21 protein-coding genes are annotated in these 20,299 nt (G+C 61.9%); 7 read left to right on the top strand and 14 right to left on the bottom strand.

The window, feature by feature from the left end; translation table 11 throughout:
• Positions 1-2: 2 nt before the first annotated feature.
• The 4 genes from AC57B1_RS30730 to AC57B1_RS30715 form a co-directional block, all read right to left on the bottom strand.
• Positions 3-1,331 (bottom strand): MFS transporter, encoded by a 1,329-nt coding sequence (locus AC57B1_RS30730; protein WP_496419584.1) that lies wholly within the window; start codon positions 1,329-1,331, stop codon positions 3-5.
• 194 nt (positions 1,332-1,525) lie between these two features.
• Entirely contained in the window at positions 1,526-1,765 is a 240-nt protein-coding gene (locus tag AC57B1_RS30725; RefSeq protein ID WP_091806107.1) for a DUF2783 domain-containing protein, read from the bottom strand.
• 63 nt (positions 1,766-1,828) lie between these two features.
• Positions 1,829-3,538 carry an FAD-dependent oxidoreductase gene (locus AC57B1_RS30720; protein ID WP_496419583.1) on the bottom strand — a complete coding sequence of 570 codons (1,710 nt, stop codon included), beginning with the start codon at positions 3,536-3,538 and terminating at the stop codon, positions 1,829-1,831.
• A 54-nt stretch (positions 3,539-3,592) separates the two neighbouring features.
• Complete coding sequence (locus tag AC57B1_RS30715; RefSeq protein ID WP_091806102.1) at positions 3,593-4,552, bottom strand: MBL fold metallo-hydrolase; 960 nt, start codon at positions 4,550-4,552, stop codon at positions 3,593-3,595.
• A gap of 240 nt (positions 4,553-4,792) precedes the next feature.
• Here AC57B1_RS30715 and AC57B1_RS30710 point away from each other — a divergent pair, with 240 nt between their 5' ends.
• Positions 4,793-5,680 (top strand): IclR family transcriptional regulator, encoded by an 888-nt coding sequence (locus AC57B1_RS30710; protein ID WP_496419582.1) that lies wholly within the window; start codon positions 4,793-4,795, stop codon positions 5,678-5,680.
• The gene (locus AC57B1_RS30705) at positions 5,677-6,573 is read left to right on the top strand and encodes an IclR family transcriptional regulator (protein WP_496419581.1); all 897 of its coding nucleotides are present in this window, start codon (positions 5,677-5,679) and stop codon (positions 6,571-6,573) included. The genes AC57B1_RS30710 and AC57B1_RS30705 overlap by 4 nt, the downstream gene beginning before the upstream one ends.
• A 121-nt stretch (positions 6,574-6,694) precedes the next feature.
• On the opposite strand, the gene AC57B1_RS30700 is transcribed toward AC57B1_RS30705, so the two are convergent.
• From AC57B1_RS30700 to AC57B1_RS30690, 3 genes are all read right to left on the bottom strand, one after another.
• On the bottom strand, positions 6,695-7,558 hold the full coding sequence (locus tag AC57B1_RS30700; protein WP_091806094.1) for a MurR/RpiR family transcriptional regulator: 864 nt from the start codon (positions 7,556-7,558) through the stop codon (positions 6,695-6,697).
• Between the two features lie 74 nt (positions 7,559-7,632).
• Positions 7,633-8,715, bottom strand: coding sequence for an ABC transporter ATP-binding protein (locus AC57B1_RS30695; RefSeq protein ID WP_091806092.1), 1,083 nt, complete (start codon positions 8,713-8,715; stop codon positions 7,633-7,635).
• A gap of 75 nt (positions 8,716-8,790) precedes the next feature.
• A complete protein-coding gene (locus AC57B1_RS30690) occupies positions 8,791-9,564 on the bottom strand; it encodes an SDR family oxidoreductase (RefSeq protein ID WP_091806090.1) in 774 nt (257 codons plus the stop codon).
• Positions 9,565-9,898: 334 nt separating this feature from the next.
• Between AC57B1_RS30690 and AC57B1_RS30685 the strand changes: the two genes are divergently transcribed.
• The 3 genes from AC57B1_RS30685 (at position 9,899) to AC57B1_RS30675 (ending at position 13,038) form a co-directional block, all read left to right on the top strand.
• The gene (locus tag AC57B1_RS30685; protein WP_091806088.1) at positions 9,899-11,131 is read left to right on the top strand and encodes an ABC transporter substrate-binding protein; all 1,233 of its coding nucleotides are present in this window, start codon (positions 9,899-9,901) and stop codon (positions 11,129-11,131) included.
• A 168-nt stretch (positions 11,132-11,299) separates the two neighbouring features.
• Positions 11,300-12,190: a carbohydrate ABC transporter permease gene (locus AC57B1_RS30680; RefSeq protein WP_091806086.1), complete on the top strand. Its 891-nt coding sequence runs from the start codon at positions 11,300-11,302 to the stop codon at positions 12,188-12,190.
• A complete protein-coding gene (locus AC57B1_RS30675; RefSeq protein ID WP_091806084.1) occupies positions 12,187-13,038 on the top strand; it encodes a carbohydrate ABC transporter permease in 852 nt (283 codons plus the stop codon). Before AC57B1_RS30680 ends, AC57B1_RS30675 begins: the two co-directional genes overlap by 4 nt.
• Before the next feature lie 102 nt (positions 13,039-13,140).
• Here the strand turns inward: AC57B1_RS30675 and AC57B1_RS30670 are convergent, their stop codons facing one another.
• The gene (locus tag AC57B1_RS30670; protein WP_408186329.1) at positions 13,141-13,434 is read right to left on the bottom strand and encodes a DUF1330 domain-containing protein; all 294 of its coding nucleotides are present in this window, start codon (positions 13,432-13,434) and stop codon (positions 13,141-13,143) included.
• A gap of 246 nt (positions 13,435-13,680) precedes the next feature.
• Between AC57B1_RS30670 and AC57B1_RS30665 the strand changes: the two genes are divergently transcribed.
• Positions 13,681-14,352, top strand: coding sequence for a DsbA family oxidoreductase (locus tag AC57B1_RS30665; protein ID WP_496419580.1), 672 nt, complete (start codon positions 13,681-13,683; stop codon positions 14,350-14,352).
• A gap of 163 nt (positions 14,353-14,515) precedes the next feature.
• On the opposite strand, the gene AC57B1_RS30660 is transcribed toward AC57B1_RS30665, so the two are convergent.
• Positions 14,516-15,676 carry a porin gene (locus tag AC57B1_RS30660; protein ID WP_091806078.1) on the bottom strand — a complete coding sequence of 387 codons (1,161 nt, stop codon included), beginning with the start codon at positions 15,674-15,676 and terminating at the stop codon, positions 14,516-14,518.
• Between the two features lie 13 nt (positions 15,677-15,689).
• Here AC57B1_RS30660 and AC57B1_RS30655 point away from each other — a divergent pair, with 13 nt between their 5' ends.
• A complete protein-coding gene (locus AC57B1_RS30655) occupies positions 15,690-15,869 on the top strand; it encodes a hypothetical protein (protein ID WP_408341836.1) in 180 nt (59 codons plus the stop codon).
• Between the two features lie 220 nt (positions 15,870-16,089).
• Here the strand turns inward: AC57B1_RS30655 and AC57B1_RS30650 are convergent, their stop codons facing one another.
• From AC57B1_RS30650 to AC57B1_RS30630, 5 genes are all read right to left on the bottom strand, one after another.
• Complete coding sequence (locus AC57B1_RS30650; RefSeq protein WP_496419579.1) at positions 16,090-16,674, bottom strand: nucleoside 2-deoxyribosyltransferase; 585 nt, start codon at positions 16,672-16,674, stop codon at positions 16,090-16,092.
• 191 nt (positions 16,675-16,865) lie between these two features.
• Positions 16,866-17,306 (bottom strand): hypothetical protein, encoded by a 441-nt coding sequence (locus AC57B1_RS30645; RefSeq protein ID WP_091806073.1) that lies wholly within the window; start codon positions 17,304-17,306, stop codon positions 16,866-16,868.
• Between the two features lie 174 nt (positions 17,307-17,480).
• Positions 17,481-19,172, bottom strand: coding sequence for a purple acid phosphatase family protein (locus AC57B1_RS30640; protein ID WP_496419578.1), 1,692 nt, complete (start codon positions 19,170-19,172; stop codon positions 17,481-17,483).
• Between the two features lie 333 nt (positions 19,173-19,505).
• Entirely contained in the window at positions 19,506-19,730 is a 225-nt protein-coding gene (locus AC57B1_RS30635) for a hypothetical protein (RefSeq protein WP_496419577.1), read from the bottom strand.
• 131 nt (positions 19,731-19,861) lie between these two features.
• Positions 19,862-20,281, bottom strand: a complete 420-nt coding sequence (locus AC57B1_RS30630) for a hypothetical protein (RefSeq protein ID WP_496419576.1) — start codon at positions 20,279-20,281, stop codon at positions 19,862-19,864.
• Positions 20,282-20,299 lie beyond the last annotated feature (18 nt).

Below are 20,299 nucleotides of genomic sequence, written 5' to 3'. Positions count from 1 at the left end.
CTTCACGCGCGTTTGCCGTCCTTCGGCACGCCGAGCAGCATTGCCACGCCGCTGACGAACAGCAACGCGGTCAGCACATACAGCGCGTTGTCCATGCTCCCGGTGTGCGTCTTGATCAACCCGATCACCCACGGACTGACAATACCGCTCGTAATGCCGATGCTGCTGATCAGCGCGATCCCGGCCGCCGCCGCCGTGCCGGACAAATACCCCGACGGCACCGTCCAGAAGATCGGCAGGGCCGCGAAGATCAGAACCGCAGCCAGAGAAAGAATCGCGAGCATCGCGGGAAAGCTGGTCAGATGAAGCGTCAGCAACGAGAGCGCCACGCCGCCGCCAATCGTGCACACCGCGAAATGCCGGCGACGTTCACCATGGCGATCCGAATGACGCGCGATCAGAATCAGCCCCACCGCGCCGATGGCGTTGGGAATCACCGTGTACAGGCTGATGGCGAGGACGTCGTGCACCCCGAAGTCGCGAATCATCAGCGGCATCCAGAAGTTCAGCGTGAGCGAGGCGCAGGTCAGCGAAAAGTAGACGAACGCGAACAGATACACCCGCGGATTACCCAACGCCTGCGTGAACGAGCGTGACGAATGCGCGTCAGCCGCAGGCCGGCGGTCTTCGTCGCGTTGCGCGATCAATTGCGCTTTCTCCGCCGCGGTGAGCCACGCGGCATGTTGCGGGCCGTCCACCAGATAGAACGCGGCAAGCAGGCCGAGCACGATGGCGGGCGCGCCTTCGATCACGAACATCCATTGCCAGCCGAACAGGCCCAGCACGCCGCCCATGTCACGCATGATCCAGCCGGACACGAGGCCACCGAGCACCCCTGCCACCGCCACACCCGCGAAGAAGATCGAGAGCACGGCCGCGCGCCGCCGCGCCGGATACCAGTAGGTGAGATACAGGACGATGCCGGGAAAGAACCCCGCCTCGAACACGCCAAGCATGAAGCGCAACACATAGAAATGCGTGGGTTTCGACACCAGCATCATGCCGACCGATGCAATCCCCCACAGCAGCATGATCCGCGTGAACGTGCGGCGTGCGCCGAAGCGGGCGAGCAGCATGTTGCTCGGCACTTCGCACAACACGTATCCCACATAGAAGACCGCGGCGCCAAGCCCGTACATTGCGTCGCTGAAGCCGAGATCGTGCTTCATCTGCAATTGCGCAAAGCCGATATTGATGCGATCGAGAAACGACACCACATAACAGAGAAACAGAAACGGAATGATCCGTAGCGAAACCTTGCGATACAGCAGGTCGTCGTGCGCGGCAGCGGATGCGCCCGGCTCGAGCGCGGGGGCGAGGGGTTGGCTCATCGGTTATCTCCAAACGTGAGGGTCCAACGGACCCGTTGGGTCCGGCGTCTTGCTGCGCCGCGTTGTTGTCTGCTACTGAAACGGCAGGCGAGGTGGTCGACACGCCGCGTTGCCGTCGTGGATTGCGCGTGGCACGAACGGCCACGCGCGGGTTTTCGTTACAGGTACGGGATCAGGGTTCTACGAGAGCCGGGTCAGGCCGCCAGCGGATGCGACTGCGCGCCGCGCCCCGAAGAAACGTCGATCACCCCCTCGCGCGCATGCTGCATCGCTTCGAGCAGCGTGGCGTGATCGCCGATATGGTTGGCGAGCAGCAGGATCAGTTGCGCATTGGCCGATTGGCTCTGCGCATCGTCCAGATCCCGATGCATATCGATCAACGCCTCGTAGAAATCGTCGGGACGGGCGAGATTCGGTTGCGTATTCAGTGTCATGTCTGTCTCCTGCTATTTTTTGCTGATGCGGCGCGTGCTACGCGAGCCGCTTTTGCCGGACGTTCAAGCCGTGCCTTGCACGTACAGCGCGCGTTTCAATGCGGCCTCCACATCAGCCGCAGCAAGGTGCCGCCAGCGCGCGCAAACATGCTGGTCCGGACGAATCAGATAGAACGTGCCCGGCGTTGCGTCATAACGCGAGTGGGCCAGCCCTTCGATATCGTGCGCGACTTGAGCGCCTGCCAACGCGCCGCGCTGTTCGGAGTCACGCGTCACCACCACGAGCTTCAACGGAATCGGTCCGCTGCGCAACGCGTCCAACGCGGCCTGAGTGGCCTGATCGACACCTTGCTCGCCACAGAACAGCACGCCGGTGAATTGCTGGCCGAGGTGCTGCAAGAACCACGCGGGCTGTCCCGCCACCTGCATCGGCGCATCCACGCACGACGCGCCCGGCACCATTGCGCCTTCGAAGGGCTCGCTGTCCGCTGTATTCAGCGGAGAATCGCGCAGCACCGCCGGCACCGAGAGACGGCCGCTGTTGGTCAATTGCCGCGCGAACGGATGATGACGCGAGAGCTTCAGCACCGCGTCGCGGAACACACGGCTCACGGGGCTCTTCGGCGTAATGAAATCGGTGGAGCGGGTGGAGTTGCGAATGTTTTCGTCCGCGGCGAATTCGCGTTCGCTCGCATAGGTGTCGAGCAAAGCGTCGGAGGCCTTGCCTTCGAGCACCATGGCCAGTTTCCATGCGAGGTTTTCCGCATCCTGCACGCCGCTGTTCGCACCGCGTGCGCCGAACGGCGACACGCCATGCGCCGAGTCACCGGCGAACAGCACGTTGCCGTGGCGAAAGCGGTCCATGCGCAAACACGAAAACGTATAGACGCTGACCCATTCCAGCTCGAACTTCGCGTCTGGCCCGAGCAACGCACGCACGCGCGGGATCACGCGCTCCGGCGTCTTTTCCAGCACCGGATCGGCGTCCCAACCCAACTGGAAATCGATCCGCCACACGTTATCCGGCTGACGATGCAGCAGCACCGACTGATTCGGATGAAACGGCGGATCGAACCAGAACCAGCGTTCGGTTGGAAACTCGGCTTCCATCTTGACGTCGGCGATCAGGAAGCGATCCTTGAACGTCACGCCTTTACTGTCGAGTCCCATCAGGTTGCGGATCGGACTGCGCGAGCCGTCGGCGGCAACCACATAGCGGCCGCGCAACGCATATTGACCGTTGGGCGTATCAACGGTCATCGTCACGCCGGCGTCGTGAGTGCCGGGCGTACCGCTTTGCTGCACGCCGACCACTTTGCTTTTCCAGCGGATTTCGAGATTGGGCATTTCCTGCGCGCGTTCGAGCAGGAAGCCTTCAACGTAGTATTGCTGCAGGTTGATGAAGGCGGGCCGGTTGTGGCCCGCTTCCGGTTGCAGATTGAACGTGTACACCAGTTCGTCTTTCAGGAACACCTTGCCGACGTTCCAGCTGATGCCCTTGTCCACCATTCGCTGGCCGCATCCCAAGCGATCGAAAATATCGAGCGAGCGCTTCGAAAAGCAGATCGCGCGCGAACCGGTGGACAGCGAACAATCGTCGTCGACCAGCACGACCGGCACGCCCTGCTGCGCGATATCGATCGCGGTAGCGAGACCCACCGGGCCCGCGCCGACCACGATCACGGGATAGACCGCCTGCTCCGCGCCGCCTGGCGCGCTCTGTTCACGGCACGGCTGGTATTCGAACGACAGCGTCTGGTAGTTGGTGCTCATCTTGTGTCTCCGTCCTTCTCCGCTCTGCTTTGTCTTACTGTGCGTCTGTCTCGGTCAGGCTTGCAGCGCGTCCCACATTTCCTTGTCGCGTTGCGCGGTCCAGATGCGCGGATGCGTGATACCGCTCGCTTCGTCGAAAGCACGCGACACGTCGAACGGCAGGCAGTGCTCGTAGATGAAGACGTGGCCGAATTTCGGGTCCATCGCCTTGCGCGTGTGCGCCATCGCGGCCTTCAGGTCGAGTTGCTGCTCGACGGCTTCGCGGCCCTGCTGCAGCAGCGTGGTGACAAAGTCCTTCGTGTAATCCAGACCTTTGTTGACGTCTTCCGGCGTGGTCAGCGCGGGGCCGCGGCCCGGCACGAGCTTGTCGGCCTTCAGCGCGCGCAATGCTTCCAGCGTGGCCGGCCATTGTTCGAGTTGGGCATCGCCGCAGTAGCAGGCCGCGTCGTACTCGACCAGATCGCCGGAGAACAGTACCTTCTGCGACGGCAGCCACACCACCGTGTCGCCCTTGGTGTGACCCGCGCCGAGATGCGCGATGCGCACTTCGAGCTTGCCGAGGAACAGTGTCATTTCCTTTTCGAATACGAGCGTGGGCCACGTCAAACCCGGCACCGTTTCGACACCGGCGAACAGACGCGGGAAGCGCTCGATTTCCGACTTCATGTCCGCTTCGCCGCGCTCGACGATCATCTCGTACGTGCCGCGGCTCGCGATCACTTCCTGCGCGCCTTCCTCGAAATACGCCGATGCGCCGAGCACGCGCACCGCGTGGTAATGCGACAGCACGACGTATTTGATCGGCTTATCCGTCACGCTGCGAATCTTCGCGATGAGGTCTTGCGCCATGGCCGGCGTGGCGGTGGTGTCGACAATCAGCACGCCGTCGTCGCCGATGATCACGCCCGAATTCGGATCGCCTTCAGCCGTGTAGGCGTAGGCGTTCTCGGACAACTTGGTCCACGTGACTTTTTTGACTTCCAGGTCGGCCTGGGATGCGAATGCCTTTGCCATGATGCGTGTCTCCCTCAAAAGTTGGACGTGAGGCGAGACGGCCGGCTGCGCGAATGCCGCGCGGGCTGACGGTATTGGAGGATTGTCTCGCCCCGTTTTGACTCTGTGACTGCGCCGGTGTGTCGGGGTGAATGCATCTTAGGACGGCAGGCAATTATTTGTCAATAGCGAAATGTATCGCTATACGCAAATTTCAAACAGCCTAAGATCAGCACAGCGATGCGCGGCCCTTCGGTTAACATGAACCCTTTTTTACGGACGAGCGCAGGTGTGAGCAAAGCAGCGAAACCGGCCACGGGCAAAGGCGCGGACGGCCGCGAGACAGCGGACGGCGGCAAGACGCAGCGTGGCATTCAGAGCGTCGAAGTGGGCGGCCGCGTGTTGCTGGCGCTCGCGCAGGCGCGCGCTCCGCTCGCCTTGTCCGACCTCGCCACCGCCGCGCAGATCGCGCCGGGGCAGGCGCATGCTTATCTGGTGAGCTTGAGCCGGCTGGGTCTGATCAAGCGTGACGAACTGTCGGGCCGCTATGAACCCGGTCCGCTGTCGCTGCGGCTCGGGTTGCTACACCTGGAGAACCAGCCGGCGTTTCGCGCCGCCGTGCCGCGCGTGGCCGCCTTGGCCGAGGCGATCGGCTTTAGCGTCGCGATCTGTATTGCCGGGCCGCAAGGGCCGACCATCGTTCGCTATGAGCACGCGGGCTTTCCGCTGCACGTCAACTTGCATGTGGGCACGGTGATGTCGCTGCCGGCAACATCGACGGGACGCGTGTTTTGCGCGTTTCTGCCGCGCGAGGTGCGCGATGCGATGTGGGCAAATCAGTCCGGCCCCGCGAATCGCACCATGACGCCGCCTGACGAAAGCGCTGCCTTCGAGACCGCCCTCGACGCGATCCGCGTGCGCGGCCTGGAAAGCAGCGTGGATGCGCCGAGTCCGGGCATCAGCAGTCTGAGCGCGCCGGTGCTGGACGCCGATGGCCGCCTGTCGCTCGCGCTCACCGTGATCGGCTCGACCGGCGCGATCGACGTCGCAAGCGACGGGCCGATCGCGCGTGCGCTGCTTGCCACGGCGCGCGACATCGGCGCCCAACTGGCAGCAGAACCTTCCTTGTCAGCGTCTCTCGCATCGTGACCGATTCTCTCGACACCCCTCACGCCCCATCCGCCGATGCGAAACCGCAGCGCGGCATCCAGTCGCTCGACAGCACCGGCGAGTTGCTGGCGGCGCTGGTCGCAGCGGCGCGGCCGTTGAACCTGCGCGATCTCGCGGCCGCCGCCGGCATGCCGCCAGCGAAGGCGTTTCCGCATCTGGTGAGTCTGCTGAAAATCGGTTTGCTCAATCGCGATGCGTCCGGCTGTTATGAAGCCGGGCCACTCGCGCTGGAGCTTGGGCTGATCGGTTTGCAGCGCTTATCGCCAACGCGCGAAGCGGAACCCGAGGTGGTCGAACTGGCGGCGTCCACGGGCATGAGCGTCGCGATGGCGGTGCTGGGACCGCTCGGGCCGACGGTCGTGCGCCTGGAGGAATCGGCGCGGCCACTGCATGTGAGCCTGCGGGTCGGGACGGTGATGTCGCTGGTGAACACGGCGATAGGCCGCGTGTTTGCCGCCTACGTCGCGGACGACGTACGCGCCGGTTTGCTGACGCAGGATCATCTGCGGTTGGCGGGGGCGGATGCGGCACAGGTTTTTGCGGGGAAAGCGGCGTCAGAGAGTGGAGCTAAGGTCCGCGGCGGCACGGAGGCAACGTCTGCGCCGCCTCCACTGACTCAACCCTACGCGCAGCGCCTCGCGCAAATCCGCGCGCATGGAATCGATACGGCGTTGAGCCGACCTGTGCCGGGCATCGACACGCTGGCCGCGCCGGTGCTGGATCATACGGGCAGCATCTGCCTGGTACTGGCATTGATGGGACCGAGCGGCAGCTTCGACAGCGAATTGGAGGGCGGGCCGGCGCAGACACTGCGCGCCGCGACCATGCGGTTGTCACGGCGCTTTGGATGGATGGCGGCGACGACCGAGTAATCGTTTTTTTTAATTTGAAGAAAGGTCAGTTTGTACGCGTTTGGGGAGCCGGATAATCGAAACTGCAGAAGATTGAAACCTGCAGCGGCGTTGCGCGCGCGGCTCACCACCGCGCCTCCAATCAATCCCCCGCCGCCTCCGGCTCATGCGAGGCCAACCTCGCCTTCGCATGCCGCATCTTTTCGAGCGTATTCGGCCCTGCTTTGAGCGCGACGCCGATCGCCAGCGCGTCCATGATGCAAAGATGCACGAGCCGCGACACGCCCGGCGTATTCGGATCGATCGGACTCGGCACGCGCAGCAGCAGCGGAATATCGACCAGCCACGCGAGGCGCGAGCCGACATTGGTCAGTGCAATCGTCGTCGCCCCACGCTCCTTGGCGATCTGAATGCTCTCGTTCACTTCGACGCTGCGGCCCGAATGTGAAATCGCAAAGGCCACGTCGCCCGGTTCCATGAGGCCCGCGTAAAGCCGCTGGAGATGACCATCCGTAAATGCGGTGGACGCAATATCGAGCCGCAGAAACCGCAACGCCGCATCTTGCGCGACCAGCCCCGAGCCCGAACCGACGCCGAAGAAAAATACCCGCCGTGCGCTCGACAACGCTGCAATCGCGCTCTCGACCACTGCTGGATCCAGCGCGCCGCGCGCATGGGCGATACCGTCGATCGCCGCCTCGCCCACCTTCTCCATGAGCGTTTGCACATCGTCGTCGCGCGCCACCGCCGTGGATGCGTACGGCACGCCGCCCGCTACGCTCTGCGCCAATTGCATCTTGAAGTCGCGCAGGCCATGCGCACCGATCGCGCGGCAAAAACGCGTGACAGATGGCTCGGACACCTCGGCGCGCTGCGCAAGTTCGGTAATGCTCGCGCGCATCGCGAAGTCGACGTCGTTCAACACCATCTCGGCGACCTTGCGCTCGGCGGGCCGCAAACTGGCGAGTGCGCTGCGAATGTGGGGAATCAAGTTCGGTGCGGACACCCGGTGTTCCTTACGTGGCAGCATCAATCATGCGTGAGGCGAGCCTGGATCGACCTCGAACGACAACACGCGGTTCAGACCAGCCTGCGTCCACTTTCCGTATCGAACAGGTGAATATGTTCGGCCGGCAGGCGTAGCGCAACGCGCTCGCCGGGCTCGACCTTCGAGCGCTGACGAGTCGTTACGCACCACGTGCTGCCGCCTATTTTCCCGTACAAGTGCGTTTCCGCGCCAGTCGGCTCGACCACTTCGACTTCCATCGTCGCGTCGGGTGCCGGCGCCATCGTCTCGATGTGCTCCGGCCGCACGCCGAGCGTGACCTTCGCGCCGAGCACGGCCGAAGCGGGCGCGCCCTCCAGCACGATCTCGCCGCCGTCCGTGAGTTTCAGTGCGAGACCCTGGCCTTGCGCGCGGTTCGCGATCACACCTTCGGCAAAATTCATCGACGGCGAACCGAGAAAGCTCGCCACGAACAGATTCGCCGGATGATCGTATAGCTCCAGCGGACGGCCGATCTGCTCGATACGCCCCGCGTTCATCACCACGATGCGGTCCGCCATGGTCATCGCTTCGATCTGATCGTGCGTGACGTAGATCACCGTATTCTTCAGCCGTTGATGCAGCGCCTTGATTTCCGTGCGCATCTGCACGCGCAGCTTGGCGTCGAGATTGGAGAGCGGCTCGTCGAACAGAAACAGCGACGGCTCGCGCACCACGGCGCGGCCCATTGCCACGCGTTGCCGCTGGCCGCCAGACAGCGCGCGCGGCAAACGGTCCAGATAACTGCCCAGGTTCAGCATTTTTGCAGCGGCCTCGATCCGCGGCTTGAAGCTCGCCGCCGACTCCTTGCGAATCCGCGGCCCGAACGCGATGTTTTCATAGACGGACAGATGCGGATACAGCGCGTAGCTCTGAAACACCATCGAGATATTGCGCTGCTGCGGCGCAAGGCTGTTCGCGCGCGTGCCGCCGATCATCAGATCGCCGCCACTGATCTCTTCGAGTCCCGCCACCATGCGCATCAACGTGCTCTTGCCGCAGCCCGACGGCCCGACTAGCACGACGAACTCGCCGTCGTCGATGTCGAGATCGATGCCGTGCACCACTTGCGTGTCGCCGTAACGTTTGAAGATGCCACTCAGTTGCACTGCTGCCATGCTGTCCTCATCGTCTTCTTTCGTTGACTCGAATTCACGCCGCCCGCATGTTGCTTCAGGCGGTTCACGGTGATTTCACAGTGATTCGAGCGTCAGTTCTTCCGCCATCAGACGGTTGCCGGCCATCAGGCCGCCGTCCACCGGCAACGCGACGCCGGTAATCACGCGCGCCATCGGCGAGGCGAGAAACAGCACCGCGTCGGCAATGTCGTCGGGCGTCGCGAAGTCACGCAACGGGTACCACTTTTTCAGATCCTCGAAGACCTGCGGATTCTTGTCGACGCGCGCCTGCCACGCCTGCGTCTTCACCGTGCCCGGACACACGATGTTGGCGCGAATACCGTAACGGCCGAGTTCGAGCGCAAGCGCCTTCGTATAGCTGATGAGCCCGGCCTTCGCCGCGCTGTAAGCCGGATGACCGAGCGCGGCCATGCCGTTCACCGAACCGATCAGTACCAGCGCGCCGCGCTGCCGCTCGATCATCGACGCACGCACGGCTTCGACCGTGTGATACGTGCCGTTCAGATTCAGATGGATGTCGCGCTGCCAGCTCGCAACGTCCGTCGTGGCAAGCGTCAGACCTTGTGCCGCGCCCGCGTTGGCGACCAGCACGTCCACCGGACCCCGCACCTTGACCGCGGCGGCCACCGCCTGCTGCACTGCGGCGGCCTCGCCGAGGTCGACCGCAATCGGCGTGACATGCGCCTCGCCGAGTTGTGCGGTCAACGCGCCGAGCGCGGCGGCGTCGATGTCGAGCGCCAGCACCGTATCGCCCTGTTCCACGAAGCGTTTGCACAACACGCTGCCGATGCCGCCGCAAGCGCCCGTTACCAACACCACACGATTCATTGTCCGCCTCGCTCTTCAATCGCACCGCCAGGCCTGGATTAGCCTGTAAATTTCTTACACGCCCGGCTTTACGCGATCGTCTAGTCATCCCGAAGATTGGGTATCCATGACATCACGCCATGCAGAATATCCCTGCTTTACAGCATCTTATGCACAAAACCGGCTCGGAAAAAATATGGCAGACCCTACGTGACAAGCCATTTTTCGTCATGTAGGATTTTTTCAAACAATTTAACCCAAAGCGGCCGGCGACGGCAGCCAACCACCCCACCATCGTTGGATGGGACCGGAGTCAGCGCCAGCGCGCTCACTCCGTTCGACACAGGAGAGAGAAATGTCGTTGCATGCCCGTGCTTCCCTCGCGCTCGGCAAAGTTGCCGTGGCGCTCGCGTTCGCAGGTATCGCCGTCGCGGCTCACGCCGACACGGTCCGCGTGACCGTCGCCCACTACAGCGACGCGACCGCGCCGTACTTCGAAAAAATGGCCCGCAACTTCGAGAAGGCCAATCCCGGCACGACCATCAAGATCGAAGACGTGAACTGGGACACGCTGCAACAGAAGCTGCAAACCGACATTTCCGGCAACGCCAACGCCGACCTCGCGATCGTCGGCACGCGCTGGCTGCTCGACTTCGTGAAGGACGACGTCGCGGAACCGCTCGACGGCTACATGGATGCGAGCTTCAAGGGCCGCTTCATCGGTCCGTTCCTCGCACCGGGTGAAATCAACGGCAAGGTCTACGGCCTGCCGATCGCCGCTTCGGCGCGCGCGCTGTACTACAACAAGGACCTGCTCGCGAAGGTCGGCTATCCGGACGGCCCGAAGACCTGGAACGACGTGATCGAAGCGTCGAAGAAACTGAAGGCGCAGGGCATTGCCGGCTTCGGCTTGCAAGGCAAGGAAATCGAAACCGACGTCTACTATTACTACGCTCTGTGGACCAATGGCGGCGACGTGGTCGGCAAGGACAACAAGGCGGCGTTCAATTCGGCGGCCGGCATCAAGGCGGCCACGCTGTACAAGTCGATGATCGATCAAGGTCTGACGCAACCGGGTGTGACCGGCTATAGCCGCGAAGACGTGCAGAACCTCTTCAAGCAGGGCCGCGTTGCGATGGTAATTTCGGCGCCGTTCCTGTCGAAACAGATCAAGAAAGAAGCCCCGAATCTGAAGTACGGCATCGATCCGATTCCGATGGGCACGACGCACGCTACGTACGCCGTCACCGACTCGATCGTGATGTTCAAGAACTCGAAGGTGAAGAAGTCGGCGTGGAAGTTCCTCGACTATCTGTTCACGAAGGAACCGCGCGTGGAGTTCACCACGACCGAGGGCTTCCTGCCGACCACCAAGGCTGAATCGACGGATCCGGCGTTCAACGATCCGGACACGAAGGCGTTCGTCGCCTTGCTGCCGACCGCCCGCTTCGCACCCACGGTGACGGGTTGGGAAGACACCGCGAAGGCCGTGACCGACGCAATGCAGTCGATTTACCTGGGCAAGGCGAAGCCGGCTGACGCATTGAACGCGGCGGCCACGCAGGCGAACAAGTCGCTCGGCCATTGATTCCGTAGCGATCCGGTACTGATCTCGCACTGATCTCGTCTTGATCTGCTGAACACGGAACGCGCGCCGCCACCAGGAAGGCGGTGCGCGTTCCGGCCATCACGCACTATCCGGCCCATCCCGTCGCGCCTGCTGATTCCTCCAGACGCGTCTTACGATCGAGCACGCATGAGCCGTTCCGCTTCTACACGCCTGCAAGCGCCCTGGTTGCTGATAGCGCCGAGTCTGATATTGGCGCTTTTCATCATCAGCTATCCGATCTTCAACATCGTGTGGCAATCGCTTCACGAGGTCTCGCGCTTCGGCGCCATTCGCGATTTCACCGGTCTGCAGAATTTCTATACGATCTTCGGCGACCCCGCGTTTCTTGCCGCCGCCAAACGAACCCTCGTCTGGACCGTATGCGTGGTCGGTGGCACGGTGCTGATCTCGGTGCCGGTCGCACTGGTGCTGAATCAGGATTTCTATGGACGCGGCGTGGCGCGCACGATTGTGATGCTGCCGTGGTCCGTCTCGCTGACCATGACCGCCGTGGTCTGGCGCTGGGCCTTCAACGACGACTACGGCATGGTCAACGTCACGCTGCAAAGGCTGGGATTGATCAGCGGTCCGATTCATTGGCTGGCTACGCCGGAACTCGCGTTTCCTGTCGAAATCGCGGTCGGCATACTGGTCTCGATCCCGTTTACGGTGACGATTCTGCTCGGCGGATTGTCGTCCGTGCCAGGCGATATTTATGAAGCCGCGCGCATGGACGGCGCGAGCGCCTGGCAGCAGTTTCGCAAGCTCACCATGCCGCTGTTGCGGCCGTTCATCAACATGACGATTCTGTTGAATGTGATTTACGTGTTCAACTCTTTTCCGATCATCTGGGTGATGACGCAGGGCGGCCCCGACAACAGCACGCACATTCTCGTCACCTATCTCTACGAGCTTGGCTTCCGGCTCGGGCGTCCTGGCGAAGCGGCAGCCGTGTCGCTGATCATGCTCGTCATGCTGTTCGTATTCTCGATCGCCTATCTGCGCCTGCAGCCCGCGAAAGAAGGAGATCCGTCATGAGTCTGAGCGTCAAGATGAAGCGTTCGCTGTGGTGCTGGCTCGCGCTGTCGCCACTGGTCGTGGTCGTGCTGTTTCCATTTGCCGTCATGCTGTTCACCGCGTTGAAGCCGGCTTCCGAGATTTTTGTCTATCCGGCGCGGTGGCTGCCGGTGCATTGGCAGTGGAGCAATTTCTCCGACATGTGGGTGGCAGCCAACTTCGGCGTGGCGCTGCGCAACAGCACGGTGATCAGTTTGCTGTCGACCGCGCTTGCGCTGGCTGTCAGTCTGCCGGCGGCTTATGCATTGGCGAGGTTTCCGTTTCGAGGCCGCGGGTTCTATCGCCAGTTTCTGCTCGTCACGCAGATGCTGTCGCCTATCCTGCTCGTGGTCGGCCTGTTCCGGCTCGCCGCGATGATTCCTTATGGCGATGGAAACCTGGTCGACTCCAAGATCGGCGTGATCGTCTCTTACGCAGCCTTCAATATCGCGTTTGCCGTGTGGATGCTGTCCTCGTATTTCCAGACGGTGCCGCGTGATCTGGAAGAGTCGGCATGGCTCGAAGGGTGCGGACGGACCAAGGCGGTCTTCAAGGTGTTCTTGCCGCTGGCCGTGCCTGCGATCGTCGTCACCGCGATCTTCACGTTCATCAATGCGTGGAACGAATTTGCGGTCGTTTATACGTTGATCCGCTCACCGGAGAACAAGACGCTGACCGTGCAGGTGACCGACATGGTCGCGGGGAAATACGTCGTACAGTGGCATCTCGTGATGGCCGCCACGCTCTGCGCGACACTGCCGGTTTCGGTTGTGTTCGCGTGGCTACAACGGTATCTGGTGAAGGGACTTGCGTTGGGTGCGGTGAAGTAAAGTTTGCGGGTAAGCGCGGCAGGTGGCGGCCTGCCCGCGCATTCATCATGCCGCGTTACCGGCCGGGGCGTGCGCCGTATGAGCGGCGCCCCATCCTCGTTGTTACTCGGCGCCGCGCACAATGCGCAGATCGCGCTCCACGCCGTCGCCCAACGCCTCCAGCGCTTTCTTGTAGGGCTCGCTGTCATAGGCGGCGACAGCCGCTTCGTAGGTCGGAAATTCGATCACGACCGTACGCTCCTTCAAACCCTGCTCACGTGCCTCGTCCGCCACGCCGCGCACGATGAACTTGCCGCCGGCAGCCGCCACGGCGGGCGCAGCGAGCTGTGCATACGCGGCCAGCCTGGCCGCATCTTTCGTCGCGCGATAAGACGACACCCAATATCCCTTGCTCATTTGAAACTCCTTTCAACGTTGGAAAAGCAGTTGTTGCCGTAGACGACGGATTATGACGTTTATCGGCATCCCTGTTGCTCGTGTGGTCAATCGCTCTTGCCGCGGTGGTGAATTGTAAATCCCCGGCTCGCACCCCGTCACGAGCGCGCTCCTGCAAATACCCGCGATTCGGGTTACGCTGTTCGCGGCTGTCGCCTTGGCATCAGGCCGGCCACGCACTAGATCATCTCCATCAGGAACACCGCAATGACACAAGCGCTCACCATCGATTTTGTCTCCGATATCGCATGCCCGTGGTGCGCGATCGGCCTCTCCTCGCTCCAGCGTGCGATTTCGCGCCTTGGCGACGCGGTCGACGCTCGCATCGTCGTGCATCCGTTCGAGTTGAATCCGCACATGGGGCCGGACGGCGAGAATATTGTCGACTACCTCGGCAAGAAGTATGGGCGCACGCCGGAGCAGATCGAGGAAACGCAGGCGGCGATCCGCGAGCGCGGTGCGAGCGTGGGTTTCGAATTCGGCCCGCGCAAACACGTCTACAACACCTTCGACGCGCACCGTCTGCTGCATTGGGCCGGCGTCAAGGGCGAGCAGTTGCCGCTCAAACTGGCGCTGCTGCGGGCTTACCACTCCGAAGGCAAGGACACGAGCGACCACGAAGTGCTGATCGAAGCGGCGCAATCCGTAGGACTCGACGCCACGGAGGCCCGTCACGTATTGCAAAACGGAACGTATGCAGCCGAAGTTCGAGCGGAGGAACGGAACAACGAGGCGATGGGCATCCAGTCGGTGCCGGCCATTATCTTCAATCGCCGCTATCTGGTGAGCGGCGGACAACCCGTGGAAACTTTCGAGCAGGCCATCCAGCAGATTCTGGCCGAAGCGAAGAACGAGGATTCACAGGACGCGTCGCGCTGAACCTTGTCCATGCGATGCAACGCTGCGTGGGAGATGGGACGATTGCGCGGCTGACCCGGACCGCTCCGGTCGACCGAAGGCCTTGAGCATCGCGCTTGAAGGATGACGTATGCCCGGCAGATGCCAGGCATACGCATTCATGAATCACTCGATCCGAAGCTGCTTAGAACGCGTGACGCATACCGACAGTGACCGCCACCTGCGTGTTGGTCGCCGACGGCGACAACGTGTTGATCATCGCATGCGACAGGACGGAGTCCGCCGGCGCACCGTGCACGTTCTGATAGACGCCTTCCAGATAGAAGTCCGTGCGCTTGCTGATCGCGTAGTCCGTTTGCAGCATGGCCGTGTTCCATCCCGGCGACGAACCGTTATATGCGCCATGCGTGTACGTATAGGCGCCCGATACGGTCACTGCCGGCGTGAGCGCGTACTTTGCGTTCACTTCGTAGTTGTCGAGGCGCAGTGAACCGTTCAGCGATCCGACAGACGTGTCGCCCGCACCGAGGTAGCTGCCCGTGCCGAACGAGAACACGCCCGCTGCGTTGTCGATCTGAGAATGGCTCCACACCAGCCCGACGGTAGCCGGCCCGAATGTGTAATTGCCACCCAGCGACCAGATACGCTGGCGTTCCGCGAGGAAGTTCGCGCTCGTATCGCCCGACGTGACCGCGCCACTGCCGTTGCCCGCGTTGTTCAGTTGCAGGTAGCCCGCAGCGAGATTGATCGGACCTTGCGCATAGGAAACGCCGAATCCATATGAACGGTTATTGCCGAAGTCGCCCGCCTTGTTGCTGAACGAATACATCGTTTCGAACGTAATGCCCCGGTAGGTCGGGCTCGCGTACTTCACCGAGTTGTTGATCACGACGGAATTCGCAGCGAGGTTGTCGTTTTCGAACGGATGCGCGGCCATGTTACCGCCCCACGTATTGAACTCCGCCGTGAGCGGTCCGACGAGGTCGTTCATCACGTCGAACTGGCGGCCGAACGTCAACGTGCCGTAAGGATCGCTTTGCAGGCCGACCCATGCCTGGGAGCCGAAGCCATCACCGGAGAATGCCTGGGCGCCGTTGTTCAGCAGGAAGCCCTGCTCGAGTTTGAAGATCGCGTGCAAGCCGCCGCCCAGATCCTCCGAGCCCTTAAGGCCGAAGACCGTGTTCTGAGTCGAACTGCTCACTTCCTGCCAATTACTGTGTCCGAGCTGATTGTTCGTGTACACCAATCCAGCATCGATAAGGCCGTAGAGGGTCACGCTGCTTTGCGCATGCGCCGACATTGTATATGCGCCAAAGAGCGCGACCGCGAGTAAAGACTTTTTCATACTTGTTGGCTCCGTGATCGTGATCAAGCAGTCATTGAGGGTATCAATTGCTCTTTCCGCCAGCGCCATGACCGTGCATGCAGTACGTTTCTACAACCGTTGTTGCGCAAACTGCGAGAAGCATGAGGTGTTGTTTGATTTTTATTGCGCGCAACGAAATTCAAATGGTTTTGCCATCGTGCGCGCTGATTGATTACAGGGTTTTCGAATCGCTCAGTGAATGCGTACCAGCCACTGCGGCGGAAAAACGAGCAGTCCAATCATAGGGCGATGAAAATAAACGGCGCGTCAAAAAAATAAACGGCGTGGCGTGAAAGGAACAACGAGGGGGCGAAGCTTAGCGTTTTCCGGCGCGATTGGGGAGTCGGCGGAGCGGGATTTTTGCGGTGCGTCTGCTGACGCAGGCATCGGCCTTATGGCTTTTTGAAAGCGCTGTATAGCGTCTTTGCAAGCGCACTTAACTCGCCGCCGCCCTCGCGAAGCGCCGCGATCTGCGCGCCGCTCTCCAACGTCTGCTCGGCCCTTTGGGTCCGATCGCGCGCAACAGCTTCCAGAATGGCCTGCGGCAGCGCAGCCAGTTGATCGACCACCTTGAAATCACCCAACCCGGTGAGCATCGGGTTATCGGACCCGCTGAGCATGGTCCGTGCGTCAGCTTTGAATAAAACAAGCGGCTTGTCCGCGTGCCACGCAAGCGACGCTTCGACAACCGTGCCCTCGTCGGCGACCCGGCCGTTGAGATTGGCCACGACCGCATCGCAACGCGTAAGCAATTGATACGTATCCAGACTGAAGATCGCGCGGTCGAGCATATGCGAGGCTTCTTCGACCGAGGCGCCGAGTTTCTCGAGTTCCGGCTTGAGCTTCGCGAACTCCAGCCCGTCGCGATGCGGCAGAAACGTCGACAATCCCGCAGCCTCCAGCGTGGCGGCAATCGAATCCATTTCGGATCGCTCGGCTGCGTTGAACAGCGGCCCTGCGCAATACACTCGTAGCATCGTTTTTATGTTCCGTGAGGATGGGGAAATCGTGAAGTGTTCCCGCAGCGAGCGTGCCGGCAGTCGACTGCGAAGAGCCTTTACGATAACGGCGCACGAACCAATGTCAATGCAGAGTGTGTCACGTGTTGCGCGAAGCAATCAGCGAGCGGGCAGGCAGTTTGCCTGCCACTCGCCCGTTCGCGCGCCATTCAGTCGTCGTGCCGATGCTTGTGATGATGCTTGCGCGACCGGTAGCCGCGGGAATAGTCGTCCGCGTACGAGTTGGAGCGCGACATGTTGCCGCCGAGCGCCGACCCGGCGCCGCCGCCCAGCGCTGCGCCGACGAGACCGCCGCTGCGACCGCCCATTGCATTGCCCGCCGCGGTGCCCGCACCGCCGCCCAGCGCGCCGCCGATGATCGCGCCCGTACGCTCCCTGCGGTTCGACGTCACCGCGCCGCCCGCGCCGCCGCCGACTGCTCCGCCGAGCACGGCGCCCGTGCTGCCGCCTAACGCACCGCCCACTGCTGCGCCGGCCACGCCGCCGAGCGCGCCGCCAAGCGCGTTATTCATATCGCCGGCGAGCGCCGACAACGATGCCGAAGCGGTGAGCGCTGCGACGGCAACCATCCGGAGGATTCTCTTCGACATAAAAAGCCTTTTCAATGTTTGGACGGCGCCGAGTATAACTGCGCTTTTGAAAGGCTTTTGTAACTGCGTCGATTCACATCCGTAAGACGTGTAACAAAATCATCCGGAAAGGTCGAGGAGGCGTAGTTCGTGCGGCGCGCGAGGTCATGCCGGCGAGCCCCGCGTGTTCGAACCTTATCTGCGTCGCGTCTTCTTCAACTCGATCGTCTCGAACAACTCGTAGTTCTGCGTCGGAGTCTGATCTGCGCCAGGCGCGTGATAGTAGTTCATCGTAATCGTGGTCTCGCCGCCGGGATGCCCGGGATCATGATCGAACACCGCAATGCCATAACCGGTGCCGGTATCGCGTTGCGCCGACCAGATCGCGTCTTCCACTGCGTCCGCGCCCGCACGCACGAACGTCCCGGACGTGGTGCCGGCAACCGGGCGGTTGGGCCGCGTGAAGATACGCGCCTGCGGCAGCCCCGTGCCGGCATCCACGCCGTAGACATCCAGCGGCGCGCTCGTGCCGCCACCGCCGAGAATCAGGTGAATCGTGCCGTGACTCGTATCGAACGTCGACGCGCCCGCGGACACTGCCGACATCACCGGTTTCGGCTGCAGCGTATCGACCGGCTGGCCCGTCGCGATGTCGGTGCCTTTGTGGTGATTGCAGCCACGCACGGGGTAACTGCGTTCGTAATCGTGATCGTGCCCGCACAGCACCAGGTCGACGCCATAGCGGTCGAACAGCGGCAACCAGGCTTCGCGGATGCCTTTATCGGAACCGTTGCCGGTCTTCGATGAACTCAGCGCGTCCTGATGCATCTGGACGACGATCCAGTCGACTTCGTCGTCTTCAGCCGCACGGCGCAACGTCCTTTCGAGCCAATGCGTCTGCTCGCCCGCGCTATATCCACGCACATAGAGCGACGTGCCGGGTTGGATCGGCGGATTGCCGGTGCTCGCAACCGGCACGAGAGGATCCGGGCCGGCGACGAAGGCCGCTGCGTCCTGATACACGACGTCGTCCGCATCGAGCGAAACGAAGAGCACGGAACTCACGCGAAAGCTGTACCAGCGGCCCTGAAAGCGCGTGTGATTGTCCGGCAGCTTATAGCGTGCGAGATACGAGGCGAGGCCCTGCTCACCGTTATTGAATTCGAGTTCGTGGTTGCCCGGACACGGCATCCACGGCCGGTTCGACGCCGACGTCTGGCAGTTGTTGCCGAAGTCGCGCCATACCTCCGGCTGGTGCGCCGGATTCAGATTGGCGTAACACAGGTCGCCATTGAGCAGGTGGAACAGAGGCTCAAAGCGCTCGACTGCCTGCACCGCGAAACGGCTTTGCGGCGACGACAACACCCAGCCGGTGTTCGGCGTCGCGAGATCGCCATAGCTGGTCCAGCGGAACGGCGCGCGGCCGCGCGGCGCAGTGCGAAAGCTCGCCGTAAAAGGCTGAGCCGCATGGCTGTCGTTCTCCGCGCTCACCTGGTATTCATAGCTCGTAGCGGGCTTCAGATCGCGCAGATGCGCGTGATACGTGAACACAACCTCGCCGTTCAGGCCATCCGTATAAGTGGTCTGGACGCCATGCACCGTATGTTTCGCCGCACCCGCGACGCCGACACGGACTTGCGGGTTCACCGCGGGTGCAAGCGACGCCCAGGAGACCGTTACCTCACTGGCCGGATCGTTACCCCAGGTCAGGTGGACCTGCTCCGGTGTGCCGTCAGGCGCGCTGTTCGCCGCGCGCGCCGCTGATGAAAGCGTGCCCGCCGCCGTAGCGAGACTGGACGCACCGGCCAACTTCAGGAACCCGCGGCGCGAGACGATGGAAGCACCCTGATCGGTCGGCGAAGTCTTTACGATTTTTCTGTTCGACATGTCTGGTGTTTTTTTGCGGAGGTGGAAGGATGCCGGCGCATGAGCCTGGCGACAGCCATCCTAGGCGCGAGGCGATGACACCCGGATGAAACCTCCCAAAGCGGACAGTTCCATGCGTCCACTCCGCATTGCCATTCAGACAATTGACAGCTTGGTAGATCGATAAAGATCTTTGATTGATTTTAAAACTGCTAACGGTAGAACGCCCGACTACCAGCGGGTGGCAACGTGCACAACGTAATGGGGTATCTGGCGGCGCTCGGCGAAGCGCGCCGAGGAATCGCCGGCCCATGCATTCCGTCGCGGATCATGCGGCCGGCAGCAGACTTCTGCTCACGCCTGCGGATTCGTGTCGTCTGTGGGTTGGGCGTTGTCCGCAACGTCCTGCTGGTCGTTGTCTTTCTTTTCCAACATTGACTCCAGCTTACCGGCACCTTCGAAACCGGCAACAGCGGCGATGCCTTTCGTAAGCAAACCCGCTTCCGGATCCACTTTTTCCGCCGCTTCAACGGCGGCGACCGCCCCCGCAATCTTTCCTACTTCGTCCAAGAGTCCCATGTCGCTCTCCTTAAGAAAAAGTGAGCATGCATCGTCTCACGAACTCGATGTCCTGTCGTCAAATGTAAAATCGAAAATGACGATTAGCTGACGCTGCGCGGAGGCGCGGCGGACTTCAGATTCGGCAAGCGCTAGCGCCTTGGCGGTTGCGGATTATTAGCAGGATTGGTATCGAACCTTGAGACGCGCTGAACTCCATCTTCGCTGACCAATCCCAATAGTTCGTTCTCCATCATATCCGTGACTTCCTTGCCGTAAACTTCGCCGCCGTTCACGTAGACGGTAAACGAGCGCAAGTACCTGGCTTGCTTCTCCGGATTCTCGATCGTCTCGAGAGTCCACTGATAGAGCGGATAATTTTCCGTACCCTGCTGTTGCGCTTCGCGCACGTAGTCGGCGAATGCGTCGAACTGGCATTTCAACGTCGCGTCATGCCTGAGCAGCACGTCACGCAGCGCGCTATGCGATGCACACGCCGGGTCAGCACGTAATGCGTCGGCCAGTTCTGGCGAAACGGTAAGCCGCAGTTGGTATTGCAAGGTGGGCTCCATATCGGCCTCCGTGCCGGA

The organism is Paraburkholderia sp. BGA-UO-ETr-F21 (assembly GCF_059567925.1).
Note: the sequence above shows the minus strand (reverse complement) of the source record. Positions and strands in the feature narration are given on the sequence as shown.

Bases quoted from the DNA above. Each gene is read 5' to 3' on its own strand.
- AC57B1_RS30730 (WP_496419584.1), bottom strand. From the start codon at position 1,331: ATGAGCCAACCCCTCGCCCCCGCGCTCGAGCCGGGCGCATCCGCTGCC.
- AC57B1_RS30725 (WP_091806107.1), bottom strand. From the start codon at position 1,765: ATGACACTGAATACGCAACCGAATCTCGCCCGTCCCGACGATTTCTAC.
- AC57B1_RS30720 (WP_496419583.1), bottom strand. From the start codon at position 3,538: ATGAGCACCAACTACCAGACGCTGTCGTTCGAATACCAGCCGTGCCGT.
- AC57B1_RS30715 (WP_091806102.1), bottom strand. From the start codon at position 4,552: ATGGCAAAGGCATTCGCATCCCAGGCCGACCTGGAAGTCAAAAAAGTC.
- AC57B1_RS30710 (WP_496419582.1), top strand. From the start codon at position 4,793: ATGAACCCTTTTTTACGGACGAGCGCAGGTGTGAGCAAAGCAGCGAAA.
- AC57B1_RS30695 (WP_091806092.1), bottom strand. From the start codon at position 8,715: ATGGCAGCAGTGCAACTGAGTGGCATCTTCAAACGTTACGGCGACACG.
- AC57B1_RS30690 (WP_091806090.1), bottom strand. From the start codon at position 9,564: ATGAATCGTGTGGTGTTGGTAACGGGCGCTTGCGGCGGCATCGGCAGC.
- AC57B1_RS30685 (WP_091806088.1), top strand. From the start codon at position 9,899: ATGTCGTTGCATGCCCGTGCTTCCCTCGCGCTCGGCAAAGTTGCCGTG.
- AC57B1_RS30680 (WP_091806086.1), top strand. From the start codon at position 11,300: ATGAGCCGTTCCGCTTCTACACGCCTGCAAGCGCCCTGGTTGCTGATA.
- AC57B1_RS30675 (WP_091806084.1), top strand. From the start codon at position 12,187: ATGAGTCTGAGCGTCAAGATGAAGCGTTCGCTGTGGTGCTGGCTCGCG.
- AC57B1_RS30670 (WP_408186329.1), bottom strand. From the start codon at position 13,434: ATGAGCAAGGGATATTGGGTGTCGTCTTATCGCGCGACGAAAGATGCG.
- AC57B1_RS30665 (WP_496419580.1), top strand. From the start codon at position 13,681: ATGACACAAGCGCTCACCATCGATTTTGTCTCCGATATCGCATGCCCG.
- AC57B1_RS30660 (WP_091806078.1), bottom strand. From the start codon at position 15,676: ATGAAAAAGTCTTTACTCGCGGTCGCGCTCTTTGGCGCATATACAATG.
- AC57B1_RS30650 (WP_496419579.1), bottom strand. From the start codon at position 16,674: ATGCTACGAGTGTATTGCGCAGGGCCGCTGTTCAACGCAGCCGAGCGA.
- AC57B1_RS30645 (WP_091806073.1), bottom strand. From the start codon at position 17,306: ATGTCGAAGAGAATCCTCCGGATGGTTGCCGTCGCAGCGCTCACCGCT.
- AC57B1_RS30640 (WP_496419578.1), bottom strand. From the start codon at position 19,172: ATGTCGAACAGAAAAATCGTAAAGACTTCGCCGACCGATCAGGGTGCT.
- AC57B1_RS30635 (WP_496419577.1), bottom strand. From the start codon at position 19,730: ATGGGACTCTTGGACGAAGTAGGAAAGATTGCGGGGGCGGTCGCCGCC.
- AC57B1_RS30630 (WP_496419576.1), bottom strand. From the start codon at position 20,281: ATGGAGCCCACCTTGCAATACCAACTGCGGCTTACCGTTTCGCCAGAA.